Raw genomic sequence first — 20,991 nt, 5'->3', positions numbered from 1 at the left:
TTGCACGATGGCACCCGGCGCCGTCCGGGCCCTACCTTGGCGGGTGCAAGGAAAACCACCCAAGGAGACACCCGCCATGCCTTCCCAACCGGCCGCAGCCGCCCTGTGCCTGCTGGCACCCCTGACCCTGCTCACCGCCTGCGGCGGCGACGACGATGACGGCAACCCGTGGCGCGAGCGCCCGGCCTTTCTGGCCGCCGAGCCCGTGCGCACCGACTACGACGGCACGACGCAGGGACTGCTCACCGGCCGGGCGGCATCGCTGGCGGATCTCGTGACGTGGACCGCGCCGGCCTCGCCCACCCCGGCCGACCTGCGCACGCTGGCCATCAAGACCAGCTACACCGGGCTGCTGGACGTGACGCCGGCCGGCGGCTTCGGCACCTACTACGGCCGCCTCCCGGCCGCGGCCAACCGGGGTACGGAGTACGTCGCCGTCAGCGACGACGGCAGCGGCACGCGCAACGTGGCCATCGTCGTGGGCATCCCGAGCAACTTCGACCCAATCAAACCCTGCGTCGTGGCCATCCCGTCCAGCGGTTCGCGCGGCGTGTACGGCGAGATCGGCACCATCGGCGAGTGGGCCTACAACAAGGGCTGCGCCACGGCGCTCACCGACAAGGGCACGGGCGTGGGCCTGCACGACCTGGACCGCGACCGGGCGATCGCGCTCGACGGCACGCTGGTCGCGGCCGGCACGCGCAAGGACCTGACCTTCAATGCCAACCTGCTCGGCGACGACCTGGCCGCCTTCCGTCGGGATCATCCCAACCGCGTGGCGATGAAGCACGCGCACGGCAAGCTCAATCCGGAAAAGGACTGGGGCCACTACACGCTGCAGGCGGTGCACACGGCGCTGTACGTGCTGCACCGGCAGTTCCCGCAGGCCGACTTCACGCCGGCCAACACGCTCGTGATCGCGTCGAGCATCTCCAACGGCGGCGGCGCGGCGCTGCGCGCCGCCGAGGCCGACACCTTGGGACTGATCGACGCGGTGGTGGCCGGCGAGCCGCAGGTCAACCTGCCCGAAACGGCCGCCGTGCAGGTGCGCCGCGGCGGCACGGCCATCCCCACGGTGGGCCGGCCGCTGCTGGACTATTTCACCTACGCGGGCCTGTACCAGGCCTGCGCCAGCCAGGCGCCCTCCGTGCGCGCCACGAGCTCGAACGTGATTGCCCCCTTCGCGGCCAACCGCTGCGCGGGCCTGGCCGCGCTGGGCCTGTTGTCGGGCAGCAACCTCGACGAGCAGTCGGCCGACGCCCTGGTGCGCCTGCGCAACTACGGCTGGGAGCCCGAGAGCGACCTCCTGCACGACTCGCACTCGGGCTTCGAATTCACGGAGCTGGTGGCCACGACCTACGTCAACGCTTATGCCCGCGCGTCCGTGACCGAGCGGCTGTGCGGCTACACCTTTGCCGGCATCAGCGACACCTTCGCCACGCCGGTGCCGCCGGCCGCGGCCGCGCTCGCCACCGGCTGGGCCACCGGCGCGGGCCTGGGCTACCTGGCCGGCGCCTTCAACGTCATCTACGACGCCGCGGTGGGCGGCCCGGCGCTGTACCTGCTCGCCGCCTCCCCGAGCACCGGCAAGGCCGACTTCGCGCTGGACGGCGCCACCTGCCTGCGCCGCCTGGCCACCGGCGCGGCGGTGGGCCCGACCCTGCCCACGGCCACCGAGGCGTTGCAGGCGCAGCGCGTACGCAGCGGCATGGGCGAGATCCGCGTCAGCGGCAACCTGCGCGGCAAGCCCGCCGTTGTGCTGCACGGCCGCGCCGACGCGCTGCTGCCGGTGAACCACACCTCGCGACCCTACGCCGCCTTCAATGCCGCACGCGAGCCGGGCAGCCGGCTGCGCTACTACGAGGTCACGGACGCCAACCACTTCGACGCGCTCGTGGGCCTGTACCTGCGCACGCTCGTGCCGCTGCACGTCTACAACCTGCGCGCGCTCGACCTTATGTGGGCGCACCTCACCGCCGGCGCCACGCTGCCGCCGTCGCAGGTGGTGCGCGCCGTGGCGCGGACCTCGGCCGCCGCGCCGCTGACCGACGCCAACGTGCCCCCGATCGCGGCCACGCCGGCGGCCGCGGACGCGATCGGCATCGCCCCGGGCCGCATCGACGTGCCGAACTGAGCGCGCCCCGGGCGGGCCGGGGCCGTTGACAAGGTCCCGTCGCTGGCGAAACCTCGGCCCATGCCAGCCTTCGCCCGCGCCCTCGTCGAGATTCACCAGCTGGCGCAGGAGGCCGACGCCGACGAGTTCCCCGCCGAGGTGTTGCACCGCCTGGGCGGCTGGATCGGCTTCGACGGCGCCGTGCTGGGCCTGGGCGACGCCGGCCAGGAGCCGTCGGCGCGGCTCGACATCACCGAGGCCCACGTGCACGCGCGCGATCCGGCCATCCTGTCGGATTACCGGGCGCTGTCCGCGGACGACCCGGTGACGGCCGCGTTCGTGGCCGGGCTGGCGCAGCCGCTCGCGGTGGACTGCCGCAGCCTCTACCGCGCCCGGCGGCTGGAGGCTCTGGAGAGCTTTGCGCGGGTGCACGGGCTGCGGCACCTGATGCTCTTCGGCGACGCCCCGGCGCGCGACGGCGCCGGCCGCTGGCTGGTGCTCTACCGCAGCGACGACGTGCCATTCACGGCAACGGACGCCGAGCGGCTGCATGCGGCGTGGCTGCACGTCGCCTGCGCCATCGGCCAGCACCGCGCCGCGCTGCTGGACCGCTACGACCCGCACGGCGCACGGCGCGCCAGCGCGCTGGTGGACGGGCAAGGCCGGCTGCATGCGGCCGACCGGCGTTTCATCGAGCTGCTGTGCCGGGAGTGGCCGGGCTGCGGCGCCGGCCGGCTGCCTGAGCCGCTGCAGGCCTGCCTGGCCGGCGCGCAGCCCTACCGCGGCCGGCTGCTCGAGATCCGCATCCAGCCCCGGGGCCGGTTCCGCGTCTGCACCGCGACGCCGGTGCGCAGCGTGGCGGCGCTCACGCCGGGCGAAAACGCCGTGGCGCGCCGCTTTGCCGCCGGCATGAGCCACAAGGAGGTGGCGCGCGAGCTGGGCGTGTCGCCACACACGGTGCGGGCGCAACTCGCCACGCTCTACGCCAAGCTGGGCGTGCACGACAAGGCGGCGCTGGCGCAGCGCTTCATCGCGCAGGCCGAGGGCACTTCCGGCTGATTCCTGTCCACCGCATGACGTGCTCATGCGTTGGGCAGCATCCCCGGGCAAAAGTCGCACTCCTGGCGTGCCGCCGGCACGACCCGTCATGCCTTTGTCATCACAAGCAGCGCCAATCGGGGTGGCGCGAACATACAACGCAGCAGGAGCAAGGCGATGTCGCTGTTGAGGTCGGTTTTCAGGCGCGGCCGGGCCGTGCGGGCGTCCGGGTTCGAGCACCTGGGTGAGTCCTCGGTCGATGCGCTCCAGCGCGTCGAGGCCGAGTGCGACTGGAGCGACGCCGCGCTGCTGCTGCTGGCCGAGCCCGCGCCGGAGCTGCACCAGCCCAAGGAACCGCCGGCCCAGAGCTGCGGCTGAGCGGCCTCAGGCGCTGGCCTCCAGCGCCTGCTGCAGGTGGTCGAGGAAGGCCGCCACTGCCGTGGGCAGGGTGCGGCCGACCATCACCTGCAGCTCGACGTCGCGCGCGTCCATGCCGCTGTCGCGGATCGGCACTGCGACGACCGAGCCGGACGCGATCAGCTGGCGCACCGAGCCGCGGCTGGCCATGGTGATGCCGCCGCCATGCAGCACGAAGCCCAGCAGCGCGCCGACGTGGTTGGTGGTGAGCACCGGCTCGACGACGAGCTGCTGCCGGCTGCAGGCGATGTCGATCATCTGCCGCAGCGTCGTGGAAGCGTCGGGCAGCGCCAGCGGGCAGGCCACCAGCCGCGCCAGCGTCAGCGACCGCGCGCCGCAGAGTTCGTGGTCGGGCCGCATGATCGCCAGCACCGGCGCCGCCTGCCGATGCACGACGCGGATGTCGCGCTCCGCGGCGCGGCTGAAGGTCAGGCCGATGTCCGCCTCGCCCTGGCGCACCTTCATCGACACCTCGGCCGAGGCGCAGACCACCATCTCGAAGCGGATGCGTGGGTGTTGCCCGCGAAAGGCGCTGATCGCCGCGGGCAGGAACTCCGAGGCGAAGCCCTCCGAGGTGGCCACGCGCACCTGGCCCGAGTGCAGGCCGTCCAGGGCCCGGATGGCGTCCACCACGCGCTCGGCCTCCAGGCTGCAGCGCAGCGCGTAGGCGGCCAGCACCTCGCCGGCGGCGGTGGGCTTCATGCCGCGTGGCCGGCGCTCGAACAGCGGCGTGCCCAGCGCCTGCTCCAGCGCCGTGATCTGGCGGCTGATGGCCGAGGCCGCCACGTGCAGCCGCTCCGAGGCGACGGTGAGCGAGCCCACCCGCACCACTTCGAGAAAGTAGCGCAGCGTGATGTCCTGGAGGGAGTCGGCGCGCATGCGTGGCAGAGCGTGCTGGAGGAGCGCCGGATTGTCCGCTGCCTTGCCGATGCGGCAACGAGATGTTGAGAAATCAGAAATTGTGCGAAACCGCCTCGGTGCCTATGCTGCCGGCCCGGACCACCGAGAGACGCTGACCCATGACCCGAGCCCAAGCCCTGGACGGCGCCCGACACGCCTTCGACGACGGCCGCTTCGAGGCGCTGCTGGCCCAGGGCGTGGCCTACGCCACCGAGAGCCAGAACCCGGCGCAGGCGCCGGTGCTGCAGGCCTACCTCGACGAGTTCCTGCAGCCGCGGCTTGAAAGCCTGGGCTTCACGTGTCGGCGGCTCGACAACCCGGTGCCCGGCGGCCACGCCTTCATGCTGGCCGAGCGGCGCGAGCCCGGCGCCGCATTCACGCTGCTGAGCTACGGCCATGGCGACGTGGTGCGCGGTCAGGCCGGCCAGTGGCGCGACGGGCTGGACCCGTGGCAGCTCACCGTCCGCGGCGACCGCTGGTATGGCCGCGGCACGGCCGACAACAAGGGGCAGCACTGCATCAATCTCGTCGCGCTGGAGCAGGTGCTGGCGGCGCGCCAAGGGCGCCTGGGCTACGACCTGCTGCTCCTCGTCGAGATGGGCGAGGAAACCGGCTCGCCGGGCCTGCGCGAGGTGTGCCGCGAGCATGCACGGGCGCTGCGCGCGGACCTGTTCCTGGCTTCCGACGGGCCGCGCGTGGCGGCGGAGCGCCCGACGCTGTTCCTGGGCTCGCGCGGCGGCGTCAACTTCGACCTGCGCGTGCAGCTGCGTCCCGGCGCCTACCACTCGGGCAACTGGGGCGGGCTGCTGAGCAACCCCGGCATCCGGCTGGCGCATGCCATCGCCTCGCTGGTCGATGCGCGCGGCCGCATCACGGCGCGCGCGCTGGTGCCGAAGGAGCTGCCGGCCAACGTGCGCGCGGCGCTGCGCGGCATCGAGGTCGGCGGCGGCGCGGACGATCCGGAAATCGATGCCGGCTGGGGCGAGCCGGGCCTCTCGCCCACCGAGCGCGTCATCGGCTGGAACAGCCTCGAAGTGCTGGCCTTCAAGACCGGCAATCCCGACGCGCCCGTCAACGCCATCCCGGGCCAGGCCCATGCCAATTGCCAGATCCGCTACGTGGTGGGCAGCGACAGCGACCGTTTCCTGGAGCACATCCGCGCCCACCTCGACGCCCACGGCTTCTCCGACGTGGAAGTGCTGCCCAATGGCCCGCGCATGGAAGCCACGCGGCTCGATCCGGACAATGCGTGGGTGCGGCTGGCGCTGGGCTCGATCGAGCGCAGCACCGGCAAGGCGCCGGCGCTGCTGCCCAACCTGGGCGGCACGCTGCCCAACGACATCTTCGCCAGGGACCTGGGCCTGCCCACGCTGTGGGTGCCGCACTCGTATCCGGCCAGCGCGCAGCATGCGCCCGACGAGCACCTGCTCGGCAGCGTCGCGCGCGAGGCGCTGCAGGCCATGGCCGGCCTGTTCTGGGACCTGGGCGAGGCCGAGGCGCGCGCGGCGCTGGGCTGAACTGGAGACAAGACACATGACCACGCTGACCCGAGACCACTGCCTGGCACTGGATGCCGCCGACGCCCTGGCGCCGCTGCGCGAGCTGTTCGAGCTGCCCGAAGGCCAGATCTACCTCGACGGCAACTCGCTGGGCGTGCTGCCGCGCGCCACTGCCGCGAAGCTGCGCGAGGTGGTCGAGGACGAATGGGGCCGCGACCTGATCCAGAGCTGGAACAAGGCCGGCTGGATCCACCGGCCGCAAACGGTGGGCGACAAGATCGCCCGGCTCATCGGCGCGGGGCCGGGCGAGGTGATCGCCGCGGACTCGACCTCGCTGAACCTGTACAAGGTGCTCAGCGTGGCGCTGCAGATGGTGCAGGCCGAAGCCGCGCCCGGGCGCCGCGTCATCGTCTCCGAGCGCGAGAATTTCCCGACCGACCTCTACATCGCCCAGAGCCTGGCGCAGCAGCATGGCTTCGAGCTGCGGCTGGTGGGCGCCGACGAGATCGCGGCGCAGCTGGACGGCTCGCTGGCCGTGCTCATGCTCACGCAGGTGAACTACCGCACCGGGCGCCAGCACGACATGGCCGCCGTGACGGCCGCCGCGCAGCGCGCCGGCGCGCTGGTGGTATGGGACCTGGCGCACTCGGCCGGCGCCGTGCCGGTGGACCTGCGCGGCAGCAACGCGGATTTCGCCATCGGTTGCGGCTACAAATACCTCAACGGCGGCCCCGGCGCGCCGGCCTTCGTGTGGATGCACGAACGCCACGCGCAGCGCATGCAGGCGCTGCGCGTGGACCAGCCGCTGTCGGGCTGGATGGGCCATGCCGCGCCTTTCGAGTTCAGCACGCAGTACCGCGGCGCGGCGGGCATCACGCAGTTCCTGTGCGGCACGCCCTCGGCCATTGCCCTGGCCGCGCTGGAATGCGGCGTCGATTCGGTGCTGGCCAGCGAGCCCTTCGGCGGCATGGCGGCGCTGCGCCGCAAATCGCTGGCGCTCACGGACCTGTTCATCGCGCTGGTCGAGCAGCGCTGCGCCGGCCACGGCCTGAGCGTGCAGACGCCGCGCGCGCATGCCGAGCGCGGCAGCCAGGTCAGCCTGATCCGCGAAGAGGGCGGCTATGCCATCGTCCAGGCGCTGATCGCGCGCGGCGTCGTGGGCGACTTCCGCGCGCCGGGGCTGCTGCGCTTCGGCCTCACGCCGCTGTACCTGCGCCACGTGGACGTGTGGGATGCCGTCGAGCACCTGGTGCAGGTGCTGGAGAGCGGCGAGTGGCGCCAGGAGCGCTTCAACCGTGCCGCCGCCGTGACCTGAGCCCGGCCCAGCACTTACCGCAAGCGAGAACCGCCTCATGTGCCCCCGCGCCCACCCCGACAATCCGGCCGCTGCGCCGGCTTCGACCCCTGCCGCCATCGTCACCGAGGAGCGCGCCAAGCTCGACTTCTCGAAGGACATGAGCTATGGCGACTACCTGCACCTCGACGCCGTGCTGGGCGCGCAGCACCCGCTGTCGCCGGCGCATGACGAGATGCTGTTCATCGTGCAGCACCAGACCAGCGAGCTGTGGATGAAGCTGCTGCTGCACGAGCTGCACGCGGCCACCGCGCACGTGGCGCGCGACGACCTGGCGCCCGCATTCAAGATGCTGGCGCGCGCCTCGCGCATCTTCGAGCAGCTGCTCAACGCCTGGGACGTGCTGGCCACCATGACGCCGCCGGAGTACAGCGCCATGCGCAGCTTCCTGGCCAACTCCAGCGGCTTCCAGAGCTTCCAGTACCGCTGCATCGAGTTCAGCCTGGGCAACAAGAACGCGGCCATGCTGGGGCCGCACCGGCACCACCCGGAGCGCTTCGAGATGGTGAAGGCGGCCTTCGAGGCGCCGTCGCTGTACGACGAGGCGCTGCGCCTGCTGGCGCGCCGCGGTTTTGCCATTCCGGCAAGCCACCTGCAGCGCGACTGGACGCAGCCCTACGAGGCGAATGAAACCGTCAAGGAAGCCTGGCTGGAGGTGTACCGCCAGCCCGAGCGGCACTGGGACCTGTACCAGCTCGGCGAGGAGCTCACCGACATCGAGGACGCGTTCCGCCTCTGGCGCTTCCGCCACGTGAGCACGGTGCAGCGCGTCATCGGCTTCAAGACCGGCACCGGGGGCACTTCGGGCGTGGGCTACCTGCGCAAGATGCTCGACGTGGTGCTGTTCCCGGAGATCTGGCAGCTGCGCACCGAGCTTTGAGACAGGGGCCCGCGCCGCACAATGCGGGCCATGATCGATCTTCCATTGCCTGCGGGCCTGGTTGCCGTGGTGGGCGACGAAGGCACCGGAAAGACCCGCTGCCTGCGCGAGCTGGCGGGCTGCCTGGATGCAGCCGGAACGGCGTCACCCGAGCCGGAGCGTGACGCCCTGTGGCTGGATTTGAGCCTGCCCGGGCTTGACGGGCGCACGCCGGAACAGGTTTGGGCAGAACTGGCCGCGCTCTGTCCGCGCTGGAACGCGGCACTGTCGCAGGAGCTGGCGCAGGCACTGCGGCTGCAGCCGCACCTGGGCAAGACGCTGTCGATGCTGTCCACGGGCACGCGCCGCAAGGTGGCGCTGGCGGGGCTGCTGGCGGCCGGCACCGCGCTGACCTGCCTGGACCAGCCCTACGCGGCGCTGGACATGGCTTCGATCCGGGTGGTCCGCGGCTTCCTGCTTGACCAGGCCGACCATCCGGCGCGTACCTGGGTCGTGGCCGACTACGAGGCCGACGGCGGGCTGCCCTGGCGGCGCATCATCCGGCTGGGGTGAACGGACAGGGCAGGGTTCGAGGCTTGCTCTGCAGCATCCAGGCACTGTCTTGTGTCTTGCGATGCGTACCCGCTGCTGACGGGCGGGACGAAAACCGGGAAGGAGAGACGACGTTGGCATCCTTGCGGATCGGCACCTGGAACCTCGGGCGCTCCGGCGCATTTCACCGTACCCGCATCCCCGGACAACTCGCGGTGCTGCGTCGTCTGGACGTGGACCTGTGGATCCTGACCGACGGTCACGCCGCCAACGTGCCGGCACAAGGCCATGCCTGCCGTGCCGTACCCGGTGTCGAGTTCCAGCACGCCGGCGAGCATCGCGTCATCGTCTGGTCCCGGCACGCGCTGGAACCCGTCGTGACTGAGGACCCCACGTCAACCGTCGCGGTGCGGCTGCATCCGCCGGCCCTGGACCGGCCGGTGCTGGTGTATGGCACCGCCATGACGCATGCCCGCGGCGGCGCGGTGCAGCGCCAGGGGCTGGCCTGGCAGCGCCACCACGCCACCGTGCAGCGCCAGCGTGCCGAATGGTTGCGCCTGCGCCAGGAATACGCCGACCACCTGCTGTGCGTGGCGGGCGACTTCAACGCCAGCCTGGACACTGCCGCCCACTACGGCACCGTGGACCCGCGCCAGGCCATCCTGCAAGGCCTGGCGGATGCGGGACTGAAATGCCTCACGGCCGCCGAGCGCCTGGAGGTCCACGCCCAGGCCCACGACGGCCGGCGCGCCAGCGTGGATCACGTGGCGTTCACGGACGTGCCCGGGCTCAACGTCCGGCTCGAGACCGTGCCGGGCGTGGTCGATGGTCATCGCATGAGCGAGCGCGACGGCGTCGTGGTCGAGCTGTCCTGGGCCTGAGCCAGCCTGCCTGCCGCACGGGCGGCGCGGCCGTCATGGCACCCCAAAAGTTGCGCCCGCAGCCATGCGTGGGCGCGGCCGCGCATGTCGCTCCCGGGCGTCCCGCCGCGCCAGCGGCACGAAATACAACATACCCGAAACAACCATGACAACCCAACGTTCCCGCCACCGCCTGCGCCTTGGCCAAGCCGGGACAGCCCCATGGCCTGAAGCACTCCTGCATTCACCCCGAACGGACGGCCACACTCGGCAAGGCGAGCAGTGAAGAGCTGACAGACGGCGGCCCGTATGTTGTCAAGCGGCCCGTGCCCGGTGCTGAACGAGAGCGAAACCTCCCGCGTTCACCGGCTCGTTGCTGCACTGCGGTTTTCGCTACGCTGCAAGGCACGTCCCGCGCGACAGCATCGCGCCGAAGGAGCCTGCGGATGATGAAGAGACCGCGTGAGCCGCTGCGCCTGCACGTCCCGGAGCCCAGCGGGCGCCCCGGGCAGCACACCGACTTCTCGTACCTGCACCTGTTTCCCGCCGGCGCCGCGCGCCTGCCACCGATCGACGTCGCACCGGCCGACACGGCGGACCTGAGCGACGCGCTGGTGCGCGTGCTCGACGACGATGGCCGCGCGGTCGGCCCCTGGGCGCCCGCGGCCGAGCCCGCGCTGCTGCGGCGCGGACTCGTGGCCATGCTGCGCACCCGCGCCTTCGACGCCAGGATGCTGACCGCGCAGCGCCAGAAGAAGATCTCCTTCTACATGCAGTGCCTCGGCGAGGAAGCCATCGCCACGGCGCATGCGCTGGCGCTGGAGCCGGGCGACATGTGCTTCCCGACCTATCGCCAGCAGGGCCTGCTGCTGGCGCGCGACGACATACCGATGGCCGAGCTGATGTGCCAGCTCATGAGCAACGAGCGCGACCCGATGAAGGGCCGCCAGCTGCCGGTGATGTACTCGTACAAGCGCGCCGGCTTCTTCACGATCTCGGGCAACCTGGCCACGCAGTTCATCCAGGCCGTGGGCTGGGGCATGGCCTCGGCCATCAAGGGCGACACGAAGATCGCCTCGGGCTGGATCGGCGACGGCGCCACCGCCGAGGCCGACTTCCACACCGCGCTGACCTTCGCCCACGTCTACCGCGCGCCGGTGATCCTCAACGTCGTCAACAACCAGTGGGCGATTTCGAGCTTCCAGGCCATTGCCGGCGGCGAGGCGACAACCTTTGCCGCGCGCGGCGTCGGTTGCGGCATCGCCAGCCTGCGCGTGGACGGCAACGATTTCCTGGCGGTGCTGGCGGCCTCGCGCTGGGCCGCCGAGCGGGCGCGCAGCAACCTCGGCCCGACGCTGATCGAGTGGGTGACCTACCGCGCCGGCGCCCATTCGACCTCCGACGACCCGTCGCGCTACCGGCCCGCCGACGACTGGGAACATTTCCCGCTGGGAGACCCGATCGAGCGGCTCAAGCGCCACCTGGTCGCGCTGGGTGCCTGGAGCGACGAAGAGCATGAGCGCACGCGCAAGGCCCTGGAGGCGGAAGTCGCCGCGGCGCAGAAGGAGGCGGAATGCCACGGCACGCTGCTCGACGGCCACATCCCGCCGCTGGAGTCGATGTTCGAGGACGTCTACGCGGCCATGCCGCAGCACCTGCGCGACCAGATGCGCCAGGCGCGCGAGGCCGAGGCCGCCCGCCGCGCCGGCCGGGAGGAAACCTGAGATGGCGCGCATGACGATGATCCAGGCGCTGCGCTCGGCCATGGACGTGATGCTCGAACGCGACCCGAACGTCGTGGTCTTCGGCGAGGACGTGGGCTACTTCGGCGGCGTGTTCCGCTGCACCGAGGGGCTGCAGGCCCGGCACGGCCGCTCGCGCGTCTTCGATGCGCCGATCTCCGAAGGCGGGCTGGTGGGCGTGGCGGTCGGCATGGGCGCCTACGGGCTGCGGCCGGTGGTCGAGGTGCAGTTCGCCGACTATTTCTACCCGGCCTCGGACCAGATCGTGTCCGAGGCGGCACGGCTGCGCTACCGCTCGGCCGGCGACTTCACGGCGCCGATCACGATCCGCATGCCCTGCGGCGGCGGCATCTACGGTGGCCAGACGCACAGCCAGAGCCCGGAAGCGCTGTTCACGCATGTCTGCGGCATCCGCACCGTGATGCCGTCCACGCCCTATGACGCCAAGGGGCTGCTGATCGCGTCCATCGAGTGCGACGACCCGGTCATCTTCCTGGAGCCCAAGCGGCTCTACAACGGGCCCTTCGACGGCCATGCCGACCAGCCGGTCGTGCCGTGGTCGAAGCACCCGGCCAGCGAGGTGCCCGAGGGCTACTACACGCTGCCGCTGGAGACGGCGGCGGTGGCGCGCCCCGGGCGGGACGTGACCGTGCTGGCCTACGGCACGATGGTCTTCGTGGCCGAAGCGGCCGTGGCCGAGAGCGGCGTCGATGCCGAGATCATCGACCTGCGCAGCCTCTGGCCGCTGGACCTGCCGGCCATCGTCGAGTCGGTGAAGAAGACGCGGCGCTGCGTCGTCGTGCACGAGGCCACGCGCACCAGCGGCTTCGGCGCGGAGCTGCTCGCGCTGGTGCAGGAGCATTGCTTCTACCACCTGGAGGCGCCCATCGAGCGCGTCACCGGCTGGGACACGCCTTACCCGCATGCGCTCGAGTGGGCTTACTTCCCGGGTCCCGCGCGCGTGGCCGCCGCGCTGCGCCGCGTGATGGAGGATTGAACATGGCCGCACGCGTCGTGAAGGTGCCCGACGTCGGCGAAGGCATCGCCGAGGTCGAGGTCGTCGAGTGGCACGTGAAGCCGGGCGACGAAGTCGCCGAGGACCAGGCGCTCGCCACGCTGATGACCGACAAGGCCTCGATCGAGATCCCGTCGCCGGCCTCGGGCCGCATCGCCGCGCTCGGCGGCGAGGTCGGGCAGTTGCTGGCGGTGGGCTCGGTGCTGGTGCGCTTCGAGGACGCGGCGGGCGAGGCAGCAGGCGTCGCGGACCGGTTGCCCGCGGCCGGCGGCGCGCCGGCCGACCAGCCGCCGGCCGAGCCCCGCAGGCCACCGCCACCGCCACCGCCACCTTCAGCTGCAAGGCAGTCCAGGGCCAGCGCTCGGGATGAAGCGGTTGGGACGGGCGAGGCCCCGGCTGCGATGCCTCGCGACGACCGCCCGATCGCCTCCCCGGCCGTGCGGCGCCGGGCCTGGGAGCTCGGCATCGAGCTCAAGGACGTGCGGCCCAGCGGCACCGCCGGCCGCATCGTCCACGCTGACCTCGATGCGCACCTGGCACGCCATGGCCGCCAGCCACCCGGGGCGCCGGCCGCGGTACCGCGCAGCGCAGGCGCGCCGCGCGACGACACCGAGGCCGTGCCCGTGATCGGGCTGCGCCGGCGCATCGCGATGAAGATGCAGGAAGCCAAGCGGCGCATTCCGCACTTCAGCTACGTCGAGGAGATCGACGTCACCGAGGTCGAGGCCCTGCGTGCCGCGCTGAACGCGAAATGGGACGGCCAGCGGCCGCGGCTGACGCTGCTGGCATTCATGGCGCGTGCCATCGTGCTGGCCTGCGCCGAGTTCCCGCATCTCAACGCGCGCTTCGATGACGAGGCTGGCGTAATCACGCGCCATGGCGCGGTGCACCTGGGCGTCGCGACGCAGACCGCGCATGGGCTGATGGTGCCGGTGCTGCGCCACGCCGAGGCGCTGGACCTGTGGGCGATCGCCGGCGAGGTCGCTCGCCTGGCCGAAGCCTCGCGCGCCGGGCGTGTGACCCGCGACGAGCTCAGCGGCTCGACCATCACGCTGACCAGTCTCGGGGCGCTGGGCGGCATCGCTTCCACGCCGGTCATCAACCACCCGGAGGTGGCCATTGTGGGCGTCAACCGCATCGTCGAGCGGCCGGCACTGCGCGGCGGCCTGGTCGTGCCGCGGCTGGCGATGAACCTGTCGTCGTCGTTCGACCACCGCGTCATCGACGGCATCGACGCAGCGCGCTTCGTGCAGTCCATCCGCGGCATGCTGGAACAGCCGGCGCTGCTGTTCGCCGGTTGAGGCCGCGCACGGCCCGTCCCCATGCTCAGCGTCTCGGGGACTGCAACCCGAAGTGGCGCGCCAGCGGATCGACGACGTTCTCTGCCATGGCGCGCCGCGCTTCCTCGGTGGCCGAGCCGATGTGCGGCGTCAGCACCAGCCACCGGTCGTTGACCAGTGCCGCGCCCGCGAGCCGGTCGGCGGGCACGCAGCCACGTCCTGGTCACCGGGCCGCTACAGCAGCACGGTCCCGCTGATGCAGCCGATGGTTTCGCCGCCGACCCACACCGCGCCCTGCGCGTCGCGCTGCACGTGCACGCGCCCGGCGCGGCCCAGTGCCGTGCCCTGGCTGGCGACATAGCTTTCAGGAGCCAGCCCCGCGCCGATGAGCCATTGCGCCAGCGCGGCATTGAGGCTGCCCGTGACCGGGTCCTCGGCCAGCGTACCGCCGTGGCCGGGAAAGAAGGCGCGCACCTCGAAAGCGCAGCCATCGGGCCCCTGGCCGCGGGCATGCGGCCCCACCACGCCGATGTCCAGATCCTTGAGCAGCGCCGGGTCGGGCCGCAGCGCCAGCACCGCCTCCGCCGACTTCAGCAGCAAGGCGCGCCAGCCCGGGCCGTTGTCGCACCAGGCATGCGCCGCGACGTCCGCGCGGCTCAGCCCCAGGCCCCGGCAAAGGTGCTGCACGTCGGCCTCGTCCAGCGCGCCGCTGCGCCGCAGCGCCGGCGCGGCGAAGGCCAGTTGGCGGCCGCTGCGGCGGATGCGCACCAGCCCCGCGCCGCACTCCTGCACGATGTCCGCGCCCTTGGGCTGCCCGCCCGCGGCCAGCCAGGCGTGGCAGCTGCCCAGCGTGGGATGGCCCGCGAACGGCAGCTCACGCCCGGGACAGAAGATGCGCAGCGCGTAGTCCGCCCCGGGCATCGTGGGCGGCAGCACGAAGGTGGCTTCCGACAGGTTGGTCCAGTCGGTGAAGCGCTGCATGGCGGCCGCATCCAGGCCTTGCCCGTCCAGTACCACGGCCAGCGGGTTGCCGAGGCAGGGCGTGGCGGTGAAGACGTCAACCTGCGCGAAGGGGCGCGAACGCATGGCCCTCAGCCGCGCCGCGCACCGCTGTCGTGCACGACCTCGCCATCGGACTTGGTGAAAGGCGGCAGCGGGCCCACGGGCAACAACTCCAGCACCGCCTCGGACGGCCGGCACAGCCTGGTGCCCAGCGGCGTCACGACCAGCGGGCGGTTCATGAGGATCGGATGCTGCTGGATGAAGTCCAGCAACTGGTCGTCGCTCCACGCCGGGTCGCCCAGGCCAAGCTCCGCGTAGGGCGTGCCCTTCTCGCGCAGCAGCGCCCGCACGCTCTGGCCCGTGGCGGCCACCAGCTCGCGCAGCTGCTCCTTGGTCGGCGGCGTCTTCAGGTACTCGACGACGGTGGGCTCGATGCCGGCATGGCGGATGAGCGCGAGCACGTTGCGCGAGGTGCCGCAGGCCGGGTTGTGGAAGATGGTGACGTTGCTGCTCATGTGGCGAGTATCGCCGGGCGCACTGCGCCTACTTTCGCGGCAGGTGGCCGCCCCGCGGCTCGCGCCGGACCTCGCCGGACACCGGCAGCGGCGGCTGGTCAAGCAGGAGAGTCGTGACGCAACCGTATGCCTGCTGACTTGCCACGCCGGCGCCGCTGTGCAGCGCCGCCATGGGCGGCGCTGCAAGGCGCGGACATAGGCCGGTCACCCAGCGAACCGAACACTGGGCGAGCTGGAGCTCCAGAGCTGATCAGCCCGGAACACAAAAACCGCAACCTTGCGGTGCCACGCCGGGTGAGGTTCCGTGCTGCTATGTGCCTTCCTGCAAGCCACACAAAAACTGCAACCTTGTCCTGCACGGCTTGGACCGGAACTCAAGGAGAGGTGCTTGAGCGGCACACAGGTGTTCCGGAGAACGGCCTCGGGCGCTGGACCCGTACAGGAGTTTCGATGAATCGGCCAAAACGGCGCGGTTCCCCGGCCTGTACCGCGGCTCCAGACGCCTGACGTTGCCGGTTGCCTCAAGCGCCTCCTTTCGGCTGTCGTCGGAAGGTTGCACTTTTTGTGTCGGATGCTCTGCTGGGCCCCTGCAAGACAGCCACCGGACCGGACGATCTGCCTTTCCTTCGTCACGCCTTTGCCAGCAAGCTTTAAAAGCTTTAAGCCAGCAAGCATTAGAGCGAGAAAAAGTCTTTTAAATCAACGGCTTATAGTCGAGAAGGTTGCGGTTTTTGTGCTGAAGGTTGCAGTATTTGTGCTGAAGGTTGCGCTTTTTGTGATGAGCAAGGTAGCGCTCCTTGTGCAGCAAAGGTGCACTTTTTGGGCAGCAAGGTTGCGCTCTTTGTGCAAGGTTGCAGTTTCTGTGCGATTCCGGGAATTTCCCATTAGCGGCAACAGGTTAGCTGACTTGTCCACAGCGGAAGGTTGCAGTTCTTGTGAGTGCGTGCGGGAGCGGCGCCGACGCTGGGTTGACGTGAAGGTTGCAACACCTTGTTGACCACTGCAACCTTGGTCGCTACGCTGCAGCCGTTTTTCACTTCGCGCCTTGCCGTTTGAGACGACATGTCCTCATCCCTGACCAGTGTCGATGATGGCAAGCAATACGCGTTGGCGCTCTTCGAGGAGACCGTGGGCCGCAAGGGCTCCAGCGCAACCATTGCCGACGCGCAGCGGGATCTCCAGTTTCGCAAGCACAACATCCTCATCGACGTCGGCAAGATGAGCTTGCTGGGCCGGCGCTGCCTGAATGTCATGAACTTTCTGGCCGCCGGTGCGCCGGTCGAGGTGCTGGACTTCGACGTCGATTTGGCCCTGTTCAAGTTCCTGCTGAACTACGAGAGCCGGAATCACAAGCACCTGGAAGACGCGATGACCGAGGGTCAACGCTTCAGGATCCGCGTGGAACGGGAACGGGTCGAAGGTCGCCAGGTTGCGCGCGAATTCGTTTCCATTCCCCTGGTGGGCACGCTGGGTATCGCCAATGGCCGCGTGTTCTTCAAGTTCGACGAAGCCATCCGCAGGCTCCACAAGGACCCGCGCGGCTACACCTTCCTTTCGTTGCGCACGACGGCGGCCTTCAGTTCGCAGTACGCGCATGCCCTGTACGAGAACCTCAAGGCCGTGGCTTTCAGAGGCTCGCCGACCTCATGGTTCGAACTGCAGGAGGTGCATCGTTGGGTCGGGGTCGAATCCAGCGACTACCTCGCGGAATTCAAGTGGTTCAAGCTTCGCGTCCTGGAGAAGGCCCGAGACGAGATCAACCGGCTCACGGACCTGTTCATCGACTACGAGACGAGGTCCTCCCCCGGTTCCAAGAAGATCACGCATCTGCGCTTCACCTTGCGTGAACAGGAAGGCCTGCTGATTCAGTCGCTCACCCAGACGGCGTCCCGCAAGACGTTGTACGACACCCTGCGCGGCGAGTTCGGTCTCGGTACGTCGGACATCGAGCACATCATCCATTGCTCCAACGAGTACACGCCTTCCCGCATCGAATCGGCCATAGCCTTCGTGCGCCACCGTATGGCCAAGAGCAAGAAGCCGATCCATGCACCAGGCAAGCTGTTCATGCGGGCGTTGCAGGAGCAGTGGACCATCCCGACAGCGGAACTGGTACAGGATGCGGTGGCACTCCCCTCGGCGCCGCTTCCTTCGCCCGGGTTGGCCGACCCGGTGAAGCGGGCCGTCAAGCGTCGTGGCCAAGCGAGCCCCGCAGCGGCTGCCAAGGTTTCGGAACAAGCCGGGACGACGGAACAAAGCCCCGAATTCACGCGACGGGGCGAGCAAGGCTTCCAGGCCTACCAAGGCATGGGCAAGGAGGAGCAGGCTCGTCTGCGCTCCTCGTTTTCCCGCACGGTGCTGTTCCGCGCGGTTCAGGCTCGGCTCAAGCGCGAGAAGACACCGGTTACGGCACAGGAGCTGGAGTCCGTCGCCGCCCTCCGGGTGGCGTTTGGCGTCCACGTGCTCAACACGCTCGCCAGGATGGCCAGGTCCGGCAGTGAGAGCCCGGCTACCTCTTCCCAGGCCGGCCTGTTCGGGGCTTGAGGTGTGAGCCGGACGGCGTGGCGCGGTGACGAGGCGGGGCCGGCAACAGTTTTTCGGAATCCTATAAGGCTGTGTGCCTGGCCCTTGCCCTGCGCCGAAGCGGCATTTTTCGGATTCCGAAAACCCGGATCTTCCGTTCGCGCCGGCTGATCCGCCGGACAGATGGACTAGTCGCTGCCCTCGGCCGGCGCAGCGTCGAGCACGGCTTTCGCGGTCCTGGTCAGTTCCTCGTAGAGGCGTGTCAGCACGGGGGCCGGAACGTCCTTGACCTGCAGCTCGACCTTTCTCTCGGCTTCGAACAGCTTCACGGCGCCCCCTCCTCCGGCCGGGCATGTCAGCAGGACCCGCGCCGGTGTGGCCCGTTGACCCGGCGGCCGGGCCCTGGACCGGCCCTTCAACTCCTCCACCATGCCAAGGAGCCTTTCCTCTCCCAGGCCGTCCTCATGGTCGCGTACCAGCTTCAAGGCTCGGTCGACAGCATCGGCACCGCGCTCTGTCCACAACTTGAACAGCTGAACCAGCGGGTAGAGCTTGCCGAGCTTGTGCCAGCCGGGCAGCTCAACGATTGCCTCAAGCAGCGTTTCAGGCAGCTCGGCTATGGCGATGGTCTTGGAAACACGGCTTTGCGGAACGCCGTAAAACTCGGCCACCGCGCCTTGGGAAGCAAACTGCCCACTCGCACACGCGGCACGCCAGCGCATGGCGTCATCCAGGATCGTCGTGTCTGCCCGTGCACCGTTGAGCTTGCGGCTCAGGCGGGCACGCAGCTCGGGCGTCGCAGGTTCCTCAACGACGAGTACCTTGAGGTAGGGCAGCGCAATCTGGCGGGCCGCGCGCAGACGCCGGTTGCCGCCAAGCAGTTCGAACTTGCCGTCTTCCTTGCGCTGAAAGGCCTGCGCCGGCTCGAGTTGACCGTCTCGCCGCAGCTCATCTTCGAGTTCCGCCATCTTGCGCGGGCTGTAGAAGTAGCGCCAGTTGTCGCGGCCTTCGACACACTGCTCCAGCGGTACCTGGATGATTGCCCCTGTCGTGGCAACGGCCGGACCGGCGCTCGCCGCCAGATGCAAGGCAACGGCGGGGACGGGCTCCGGCACGCCGGCCACCACCACCGGAGCAGCCAGCAGGTTGGGATTGACGCTGCCGTTGAGCGATCCGAGCCGCGGCCGGGCCGGCGTCGCGGCGCCGGCCGGTGTCCCCCGGACTGCGGCACCGTTGCGGAGCTTGTCGAGCGAGGACGCCATCACGCCACTCCTTCCTTCAGGTTCTTGCGGACCTTGCGCTTGGGCGGATGCATGGCGTCGAGCAGCCGCACCTCCAGCGCCACGTTGCGCAGTGCATCCAGGACAGCATCGCGAGCAACCTTCTTCGTGGCGGTCTTGGAGATGCTGGTCATCAAGGTAGTCAACTCCTTCAGCGCCACCGAGTTCGGCACCACGGTGTGCGTGACGGGCACCTGCAGGTAATCGTTCTCCTGGGCAATGCGGTGCAGCCGCTCCAGGCCGATCTTCTCGACGTTGAACTGCAGCTGGGCGTCCATGGGCACGATGGCGATGTCGGGCAACCGCTCCGGCTCGTCGGGGCTGACCTGCTTCTGCAAGCGGGCGATCTCGTCCAGGCAGAGATTCAGCTTGGGAATGGCCTGGTCCTGCAGCGCATCCAGATCACTGCCATCGAGCTTGGACGGTATGAGCACCAGGTCTGCACCGATGATGGCAGCCAGTTGTTCAGGCGCTTCCGTGCGGGCGGGCAGGTCGATCAGCACGACGTCATAGCCTGCGGCCAGTGCTTGCACGTCGGCCAGGTAGCCGTCCAGGTCCGGTACCAGGGCACCACCCGGACCAGCCGCCATCCTCATGCGCAGGACAACGCCTTCAACCGGAAACTTCGAACTCGGCGCTGTCGGGCGCGTCATCTTTGCGCACGTGGCTTGTTCAGGGTCCGAGTCGATGATCAGCACCCGAACCCCATGGCTGTGCAGCACGTCCGCCAGTCCCAGGCACAACCTGGACTTGCCGGCACCTCCCTTTGAGTTGAAAACCGTGACGATCCTGGACGCTGCTCTTGTCATCGCGACAGTGTAGGGCGCTATGGCTGTTGATTTAATAAGAATTCCAAGACGGTTGTGCAACTCATACAGCTTCCCGTTTTTCGGAACCGAAAAACTCAACGCCCTTGAAAGGCACGGATCCGCATCACGCCTGCGGCCATGGGCCCGAAAGCGCACATTCCCGGCACGGACAGCGGCTGCATGGACGAGGGAACCGGCGCGAGCGCGCCGTGCCTGGCCGCCGGGCATGGCTCGGCGTGGGCAAGTGCCTGTCGCACCGTGAAACGTCCGTCGTCCAGTCGTCGTGGCGGTCGATCTCCGCAATTTTTGTCTTTGCTGATAATTGCGCTTATCAATACATGTGATTGAAGTTGCCGTGGGAAAGGCACTCGACGTGACGAGCCGTGCGACGGTTGCCGTCGCTGTCCGTGGCGGTACATCCGCGTTTTCTGGAAAAGGCGCGATAGCACACGCGCCGTTGACGGCACGGCACCGGTGAGCGGGCAACCGATGAAGGTACGCAGCCGCAGCGCACGCTGCCGAGCCCTTGCCGTCGCACCAGGGACTGGTGTGATGCAACCCGGGATGTGCCTGCAACCAGGCCGATGACGGTTGCGGCTCAGCGGTTTGCGCGCAGTGCACGTTCAATCATGTGCAGCGCATGCGTGGCGATCTGGTCTGGGTCCACGCCCGGAGCCAGTTGCAGGTGTTCCATGGCGCAAGCCTGGCGTATCGAAGCCAGCCCGTGCACCGTGGACCAGATGAACATGGCATGCCGGTCCACCTGGGCGCGCTGCGCCTCGCCCCCGCCATACAAGCGGCGCAGCACGCCGCGCAACACGTCGAACGCATGCAGCGCATCGTGTGCCAGCTCGGGGTGGTCGGCGCCTTCCGGCCAGGGCGTGCCGAACATCAGTCGGTACTCCAGCGCATGCGCCGCGGCATAAGCCAGGTACTGGCGGCCCAGGGACTCCAGATCGGCCACCGGGTCCGCATGGCGCGGACGCGCGTCCAGCGCGACGGTGAAGTCCTGGAAGCAGCGGCGCATCACTTCCGCCAGCAGGTGGTCGCGGCTGGGGTAGTGCTTGTACGGCGCCTGGTGCGACACGCCCAGCTTGCGCGACACCTCGCGCAGGCTCAACTGCTCAATGCCGTGCTCGGCAATCACCTCGCGTGCCGCGCGCACGCAAGCCTCCTTCAGATCGACAGTGGCCTCGGCTTCGAGTCGCGTGTTCGGCATGTCCGGATTCTCGC

19 protein-coding genes are annotated in these 20,991 nt (G+C 69.6%); 12 read left to right on the top strand and 7 right to left on the bottom strand.

All coding sequences use genetic code 11. From position 1 onward, the window contains the following. Positions 1-76 precede the first annotated feature (76 nt). The 3 genes from FJ694_RS18745 (at position 77) to FJ694_RS18735 (ending at position 3,529) form a co-directional block, all read left to right on the top strand. On the top strand, positions 77-2,134 hold the full coding sequence (locus FJ694_RS18745; RefSeq protein WP_157268833.1) for a 3-hydroxybutyrate oligomer hydrolase family protein: 2,058 nt from the start codon (positions 77-79) through the stop codon (positions 2,132-2,134). Between the two features lie 60 nt (positions 2,135-2,194). Further along, a complete protein-coding gene (locus FJ694_RS18740) occupies positions 2,195-3,172 on the top strand; it encodes a helix-turn-helix transcriptional regulator (protein ID WP_157268831.1) in 978 nt (325 codons plus the stop codon). Between the two features lie 156 nt (positions 3,173-3,328). Beyond that, positions 3,329-3,529 carry a hypothetical protein gene (locus FJ694_RS18735; RefSeq protein ID WP_157268829.1) on the top strand — a complete coding sequence of 67 codons (201 nt, stop codon included), beginning with the start codon at positions 3,329-3,331 and terminating at the stop codon, positions 3,527-3,529. 6 nt (positions 3,530-3,535) lie between these two features. Here FJ694_RS18735 and FJ694_RS18730 read toward each other — a convergent pair whose 3' ends face one another. Next, positions 3,536-4,447: a LysR family transcriptional regulator gene (locus FJ694_RS18730; protein ID WP_157268827.1), complete on the bottom strand. Its 912-nt coding sequence runs from the start codon at positions 4,445-4,447 to the stop codon at positions 3,536-3,538. A 140-nt stretch (positions 4,448-4,587) separates the two neighbouring features. Between FJ694_RS18730 and FJ694_RS18725 the strand changes: the two genes are divergently transcribed. The 8 genes from FJ694_RS18725 to FJ694_RS18690 all read left to right on the top strand — a co-directional run bounded on the left by FJ694_RS18725 (position 4,588) and on the right by FJ694_RS18690 (position 13,650). Then, positions 4,588-5,985 (top strand): M20 family metallopeptidase, encoded by a 1,398-nt coding sequence (locus FJ694_RS18725; RefSeq protein WP_157268825.1) that lies wholly within the window; start codon positions 4,588-4,590, stop codon positions 5,983-5,985. Between the two features lie 16 nt (positions 5,986-6,001). After that, a complete protein-coding gene (kynU, locus tag FJ694_RS18720; protein WP_157268823.1) occupies positions 6,002-7,282 on the top strand; it encodes a kynureninase in 1,281 nt (426 codons plus the stop codon). A 37-nt stretch (positions 7,283-7,319) separates the two neighbouring features. Beyond that, positions 7,320-8,201: a tryptophan 2,3-dioxygenase gene (kynA, locus tag FJ694_RS18715; protein ID WP_157268821.1), complete on the top strand. Its 882-nt coding sequence runs from the start codon at positions 7,320-7,322 to the stop codon at positions 8,199-8,201. A 30-nt stretch (positions 8,202-8,231) separates the two neighbouring features. Then, the gene (locus FJ694_RS18710; RefSeq protein ID WP_157268819.1) at positions 8,232-8,753 is read left to right on the top strand and encodes an ATP-binding cassette domain-containing protein; all 522 of its coding nucleotides are present in this window, start codon (positions 8,232-8,234) and stop codon (positions 8,751-8,753) included. 113 nt (positions 8,754-8,866) lie between these two features. Next, on the top strand, positions 8,867-9,613 hold the full coding sequence (locus FJ694_RS18705; RefSeq protein WP_157268817.1) for an endonuclease/exonuclease/phosphatase family protein: 747 nt from the start codon (positions 8,867-8,869) through the stop codon (positions 9,611-9,613). Positions 9,614-10,041: 428 nt separating this feature from the next. Next, positions 10,042-11,316, top strand: coding sequence for a 3-methyl-2-oxobutanoate dehydrogenase (2-methylpropanoyl-transferring) subunit alpha (locus FJ694_RS18700; protein ID WP_157268816.1), 1,275 nt, complete (start codon positions 10,042-10,044; stop codon positions 11,314-11,316). A 10-nt stretch (positions 11,317-11,326) separates the two neighbouring features. Further along, positions 11,327-12,331 carry an alpha-ketoacid dehydrogenase subunit beta gene (locus tag FJ694_RS18695; protein WP_198320902.1) on the top strand — a complete coding sequence of 335 codons (1,005 nt, stop codon included), beginning with the start codon at positions 11,327-11,329 and terminating at the stop codon, positions 12,329-12,331. 2 nt (positions 12,332-12,333) lie between these two features. After that, a complete protein-coding gene (locus FJ694_RS18690; RefSeq protein ID WP_157268812.1) occupies positions 12,334-13,650 on the top strand; it encodes a dihydrolipoamide acetyltransferase family protein in 1,317 nt (438 codons plus the stop codon). Positions 13,651-13,675: 25 nt separating this feature from the next. Here the strand turns inward: FJ694_RS18690 and FJ694_RS18685 are convergent, their stop codons facing one another. Genes FJ694_RS18685 through arsC form a run of 3 tightly spaced genes read right to left on the bottom strand, consistent with a single transcriptional unit; the run spans position 13,676 to position 15,146 of the window. Next, positions 13,676-13,837, bottom strand: a complete 162-nt coding sequence (locus FJ694_RS18685) for a hypothetical protein (protein ID WP_232540111.1) — start codon at positions 13,835-13,837, stop codon at positions 13,676-13,678. A 26-nt stretch (positions 13,838-13,863) separates the two neighbouring features. Then, positions 13,864-14,715, bottom strand: a complete 852-nt coding sequence (locus FJ694_RS18680) for a PhzF family protein (RefSeq protein ID WP_157268811.1) — start codon at positions 14,713-14,715, stop codon at positions 13,864-13,866. A gap of 5 nt (positions 14,716-14,720) precedes the next feature. Further along, complete coding sequence (arsC, locus tag FJ694_RS18675) at positions 14,721-15,146, bottom strand: arsenate reductase (glutaredoxin) (RefSeq protein ID WP_157268809.1); 426 nt, start codon at positions 15,144-15,146, stop codon at positions 14,721-14,723. Positions 15,147-16,208: 1,062 nt separating this feature from the next. Between arsC and FJ694_RS18670 the strand changes: the two genes are divergently transcribed. Continuing rightward, a complete protein-coding gene (locus FJ694_RS18670) occupies positions 16,209-17,690 on the top strand; it encodes a replication initiation protein (RefSeq protein WP_157268807.1) in 1,482 nt (493 codons plus the stop codon). Between the two features lie 167 nt (positions 17,691-17,857). Here FJ694_RS18670 and FJ694_RS18665 read toward each other — a convergent pair whose 3' ends face one another. The 3 genes from FJ694_RS18665 to FJ694_RS18655 all read right to left on the bottom strand — a co-directional run bounded on the left by FJ694_RS18665 (position 17,858) and on the right by FJ694_RS18655 (position 20,977). After that, on the bottom strand, positions 17,858-18,931 hold the full coding sequence (locus FJ694_RS18665; protein WP_157268805.1) for a ParB/RepB/Spo0J family partition protein: 1,074 nt from the start codon (positions 18,929-18,931) through the stop codon (positions 17,858-17,860). Beyond that, a complete protein-coding gene (locus tag FJ694_RS18660; protein WP_232540113.1) occupies positions 18,931-19,758 on the bottom strand; it encodes a ParA family protein in 828 nt (275 codons plus the stop codon). The genes FJ694_RS18665 and FJ694_RS18660 overlap by 1 nt, the downstream gene beginning before the upstream one ends. Positions 19,759-20,356: 598 nt before the next feature. Next, the gene (locus FJ694_RS18655; RefSeq protein ID WP_157268801.1) at positions 20,357-20,977 is read right to left on the bottom strand and encodes a TetR/AcrR family transcriptional regulator; all 621 of its coding nucleotides are present in this window, start codon (positions 20,975-20,977) and stop codon (positions 20,357-20,359) included. Between the last annotated feature and the right edge of the window lie 14 nt (positions 20,978-20,991).

It is taken from the genome of Azohydromonas aeria (assembly GCF_009760915.1).
Taxonomy (GTDB): domain Bacteria; phylum Pseudomonadota; class Gammaproteobacteria; order Burkholderiales; family Burkholderiaceae_C; genus Azohydromonas; species Azohydromonas aeria.
This window is presented reverse-complemented; position numbering and strand designations above follow the sequence as displayed.

Coding starts and splice junctions, on each gene's coding strand:
- FJ694_RS18745 (WP_157268833.1), top strand. CDS start 77: ATGCCTTCCCAACCGGCCGCAGCCGCCCTGTGCCTGCTGGCACCCCTG.
- FJ694_RS18740 (WP_157268831.1), top strand. CDS start 2,195: ATGCCAGCCTTCGCCCGCGCCCTCGTCGAGATTCACCAGCTGGCGCAG.
- FJ694_RS18735 (WP_157268829.1), top strand. CDS start 3,329: ATGTCGCTGTTGAGGTCGGTTTTCAGGCGCGGCCGGGCCGTGCGGGCG.
- FJ694_RS18730 (WP_157268827.1), bottom strand. CDS start 4,447: ATGCGCGCCGACTCCCTCCAGGACATCACGCTGCGCTACTTTCTCGAA.
- FJ694_RS18725 (WP_157268825.1), top strand. CDS start 4,588: ATGACCCGAGCCCAAGCCCTGGACGGCGCCCGACACGCCTTCGACGAC.
- kynU (WP_157268823.1), top strand. CDS start 6,002: ATGACCACGCTGACCCGAGACCACTGCCTGGCACTGGATGCCGCCGAC.
- kynA (WP_157268821.1), top strand. CDS start 7,320: ATGTGCCCCCGCGCCCACCCCGACAATCCGGCCGCTGCGCCGGCTTCG.
- FJ694_RS18710 (WP_157268819.1), top strand. CDS start 8,232: ATGATCGATCTTCCATTGCCTGCGGGCCTGGTTGCCGTGGTGGGCGAC.
- FJ694_RS18700 (WP_157268816.1), top strand. CDS start 10,042: ATGAAGAGACCGCGTGAGCCGCTGCGCCTGCACGTCCCGGAGCCCAGC.
- FJ694_RS18695 (WP_198320902.1), top strand. CDS start 11,327: ATGACGATGATCCAGGCGCTGCGCTCGGCCATGGACGTGATGCTCGAA.
- FJ694_RS18690 (WP_157268812.1), top strand. CDS start 12,334: ATGGCCGCACGCGTCGTGAAGGTGCCCGACGTCGGCGAAGGCATCGCC.
- FJ694_RS18680 (WP_157268811.1), bottom strand. CDS start 14,715: ATGCGTTCGCGCCCCTTCGCGCAGGTTGACGTCTTCACCGCCACGCCC.
- arsC (WP_157268809.1), bottom strand. CDS start 15,146: ATGAGCAGCAACGTCACCATCTTCCACAACCCGGCCTGCGGCACCTCG.
- FJ694_RS18670 (WP_157268807.1), top strand. CDS start 16,209: ATGTCCTCATCCCTGACCAGTGTCGATGATGGCAAGCAATACGCGTTG.
- FJ694_RS18665 (WP_157268805.1), bottom strand. CDS start 18,931: ATGGCGTCCTCGCTCGACAAGCTCCGCAACGGTGCCGCAGTCCGGGGG.
- FJ694_RS18660 (WP_232540113.1), bottom strand. CDS start 19,758: ATGACAAGAGCAGCGTCCAGGATCGTCACGGTTTTCAACTCAAAGGGA.
- FJ694_RS18655 (WP_157268801.1), bottom strand. CDS start 20,977: ATGCCGAACACGCGACTCGAAGCCGAGGCCACTGTCGATCTGAAGGAG.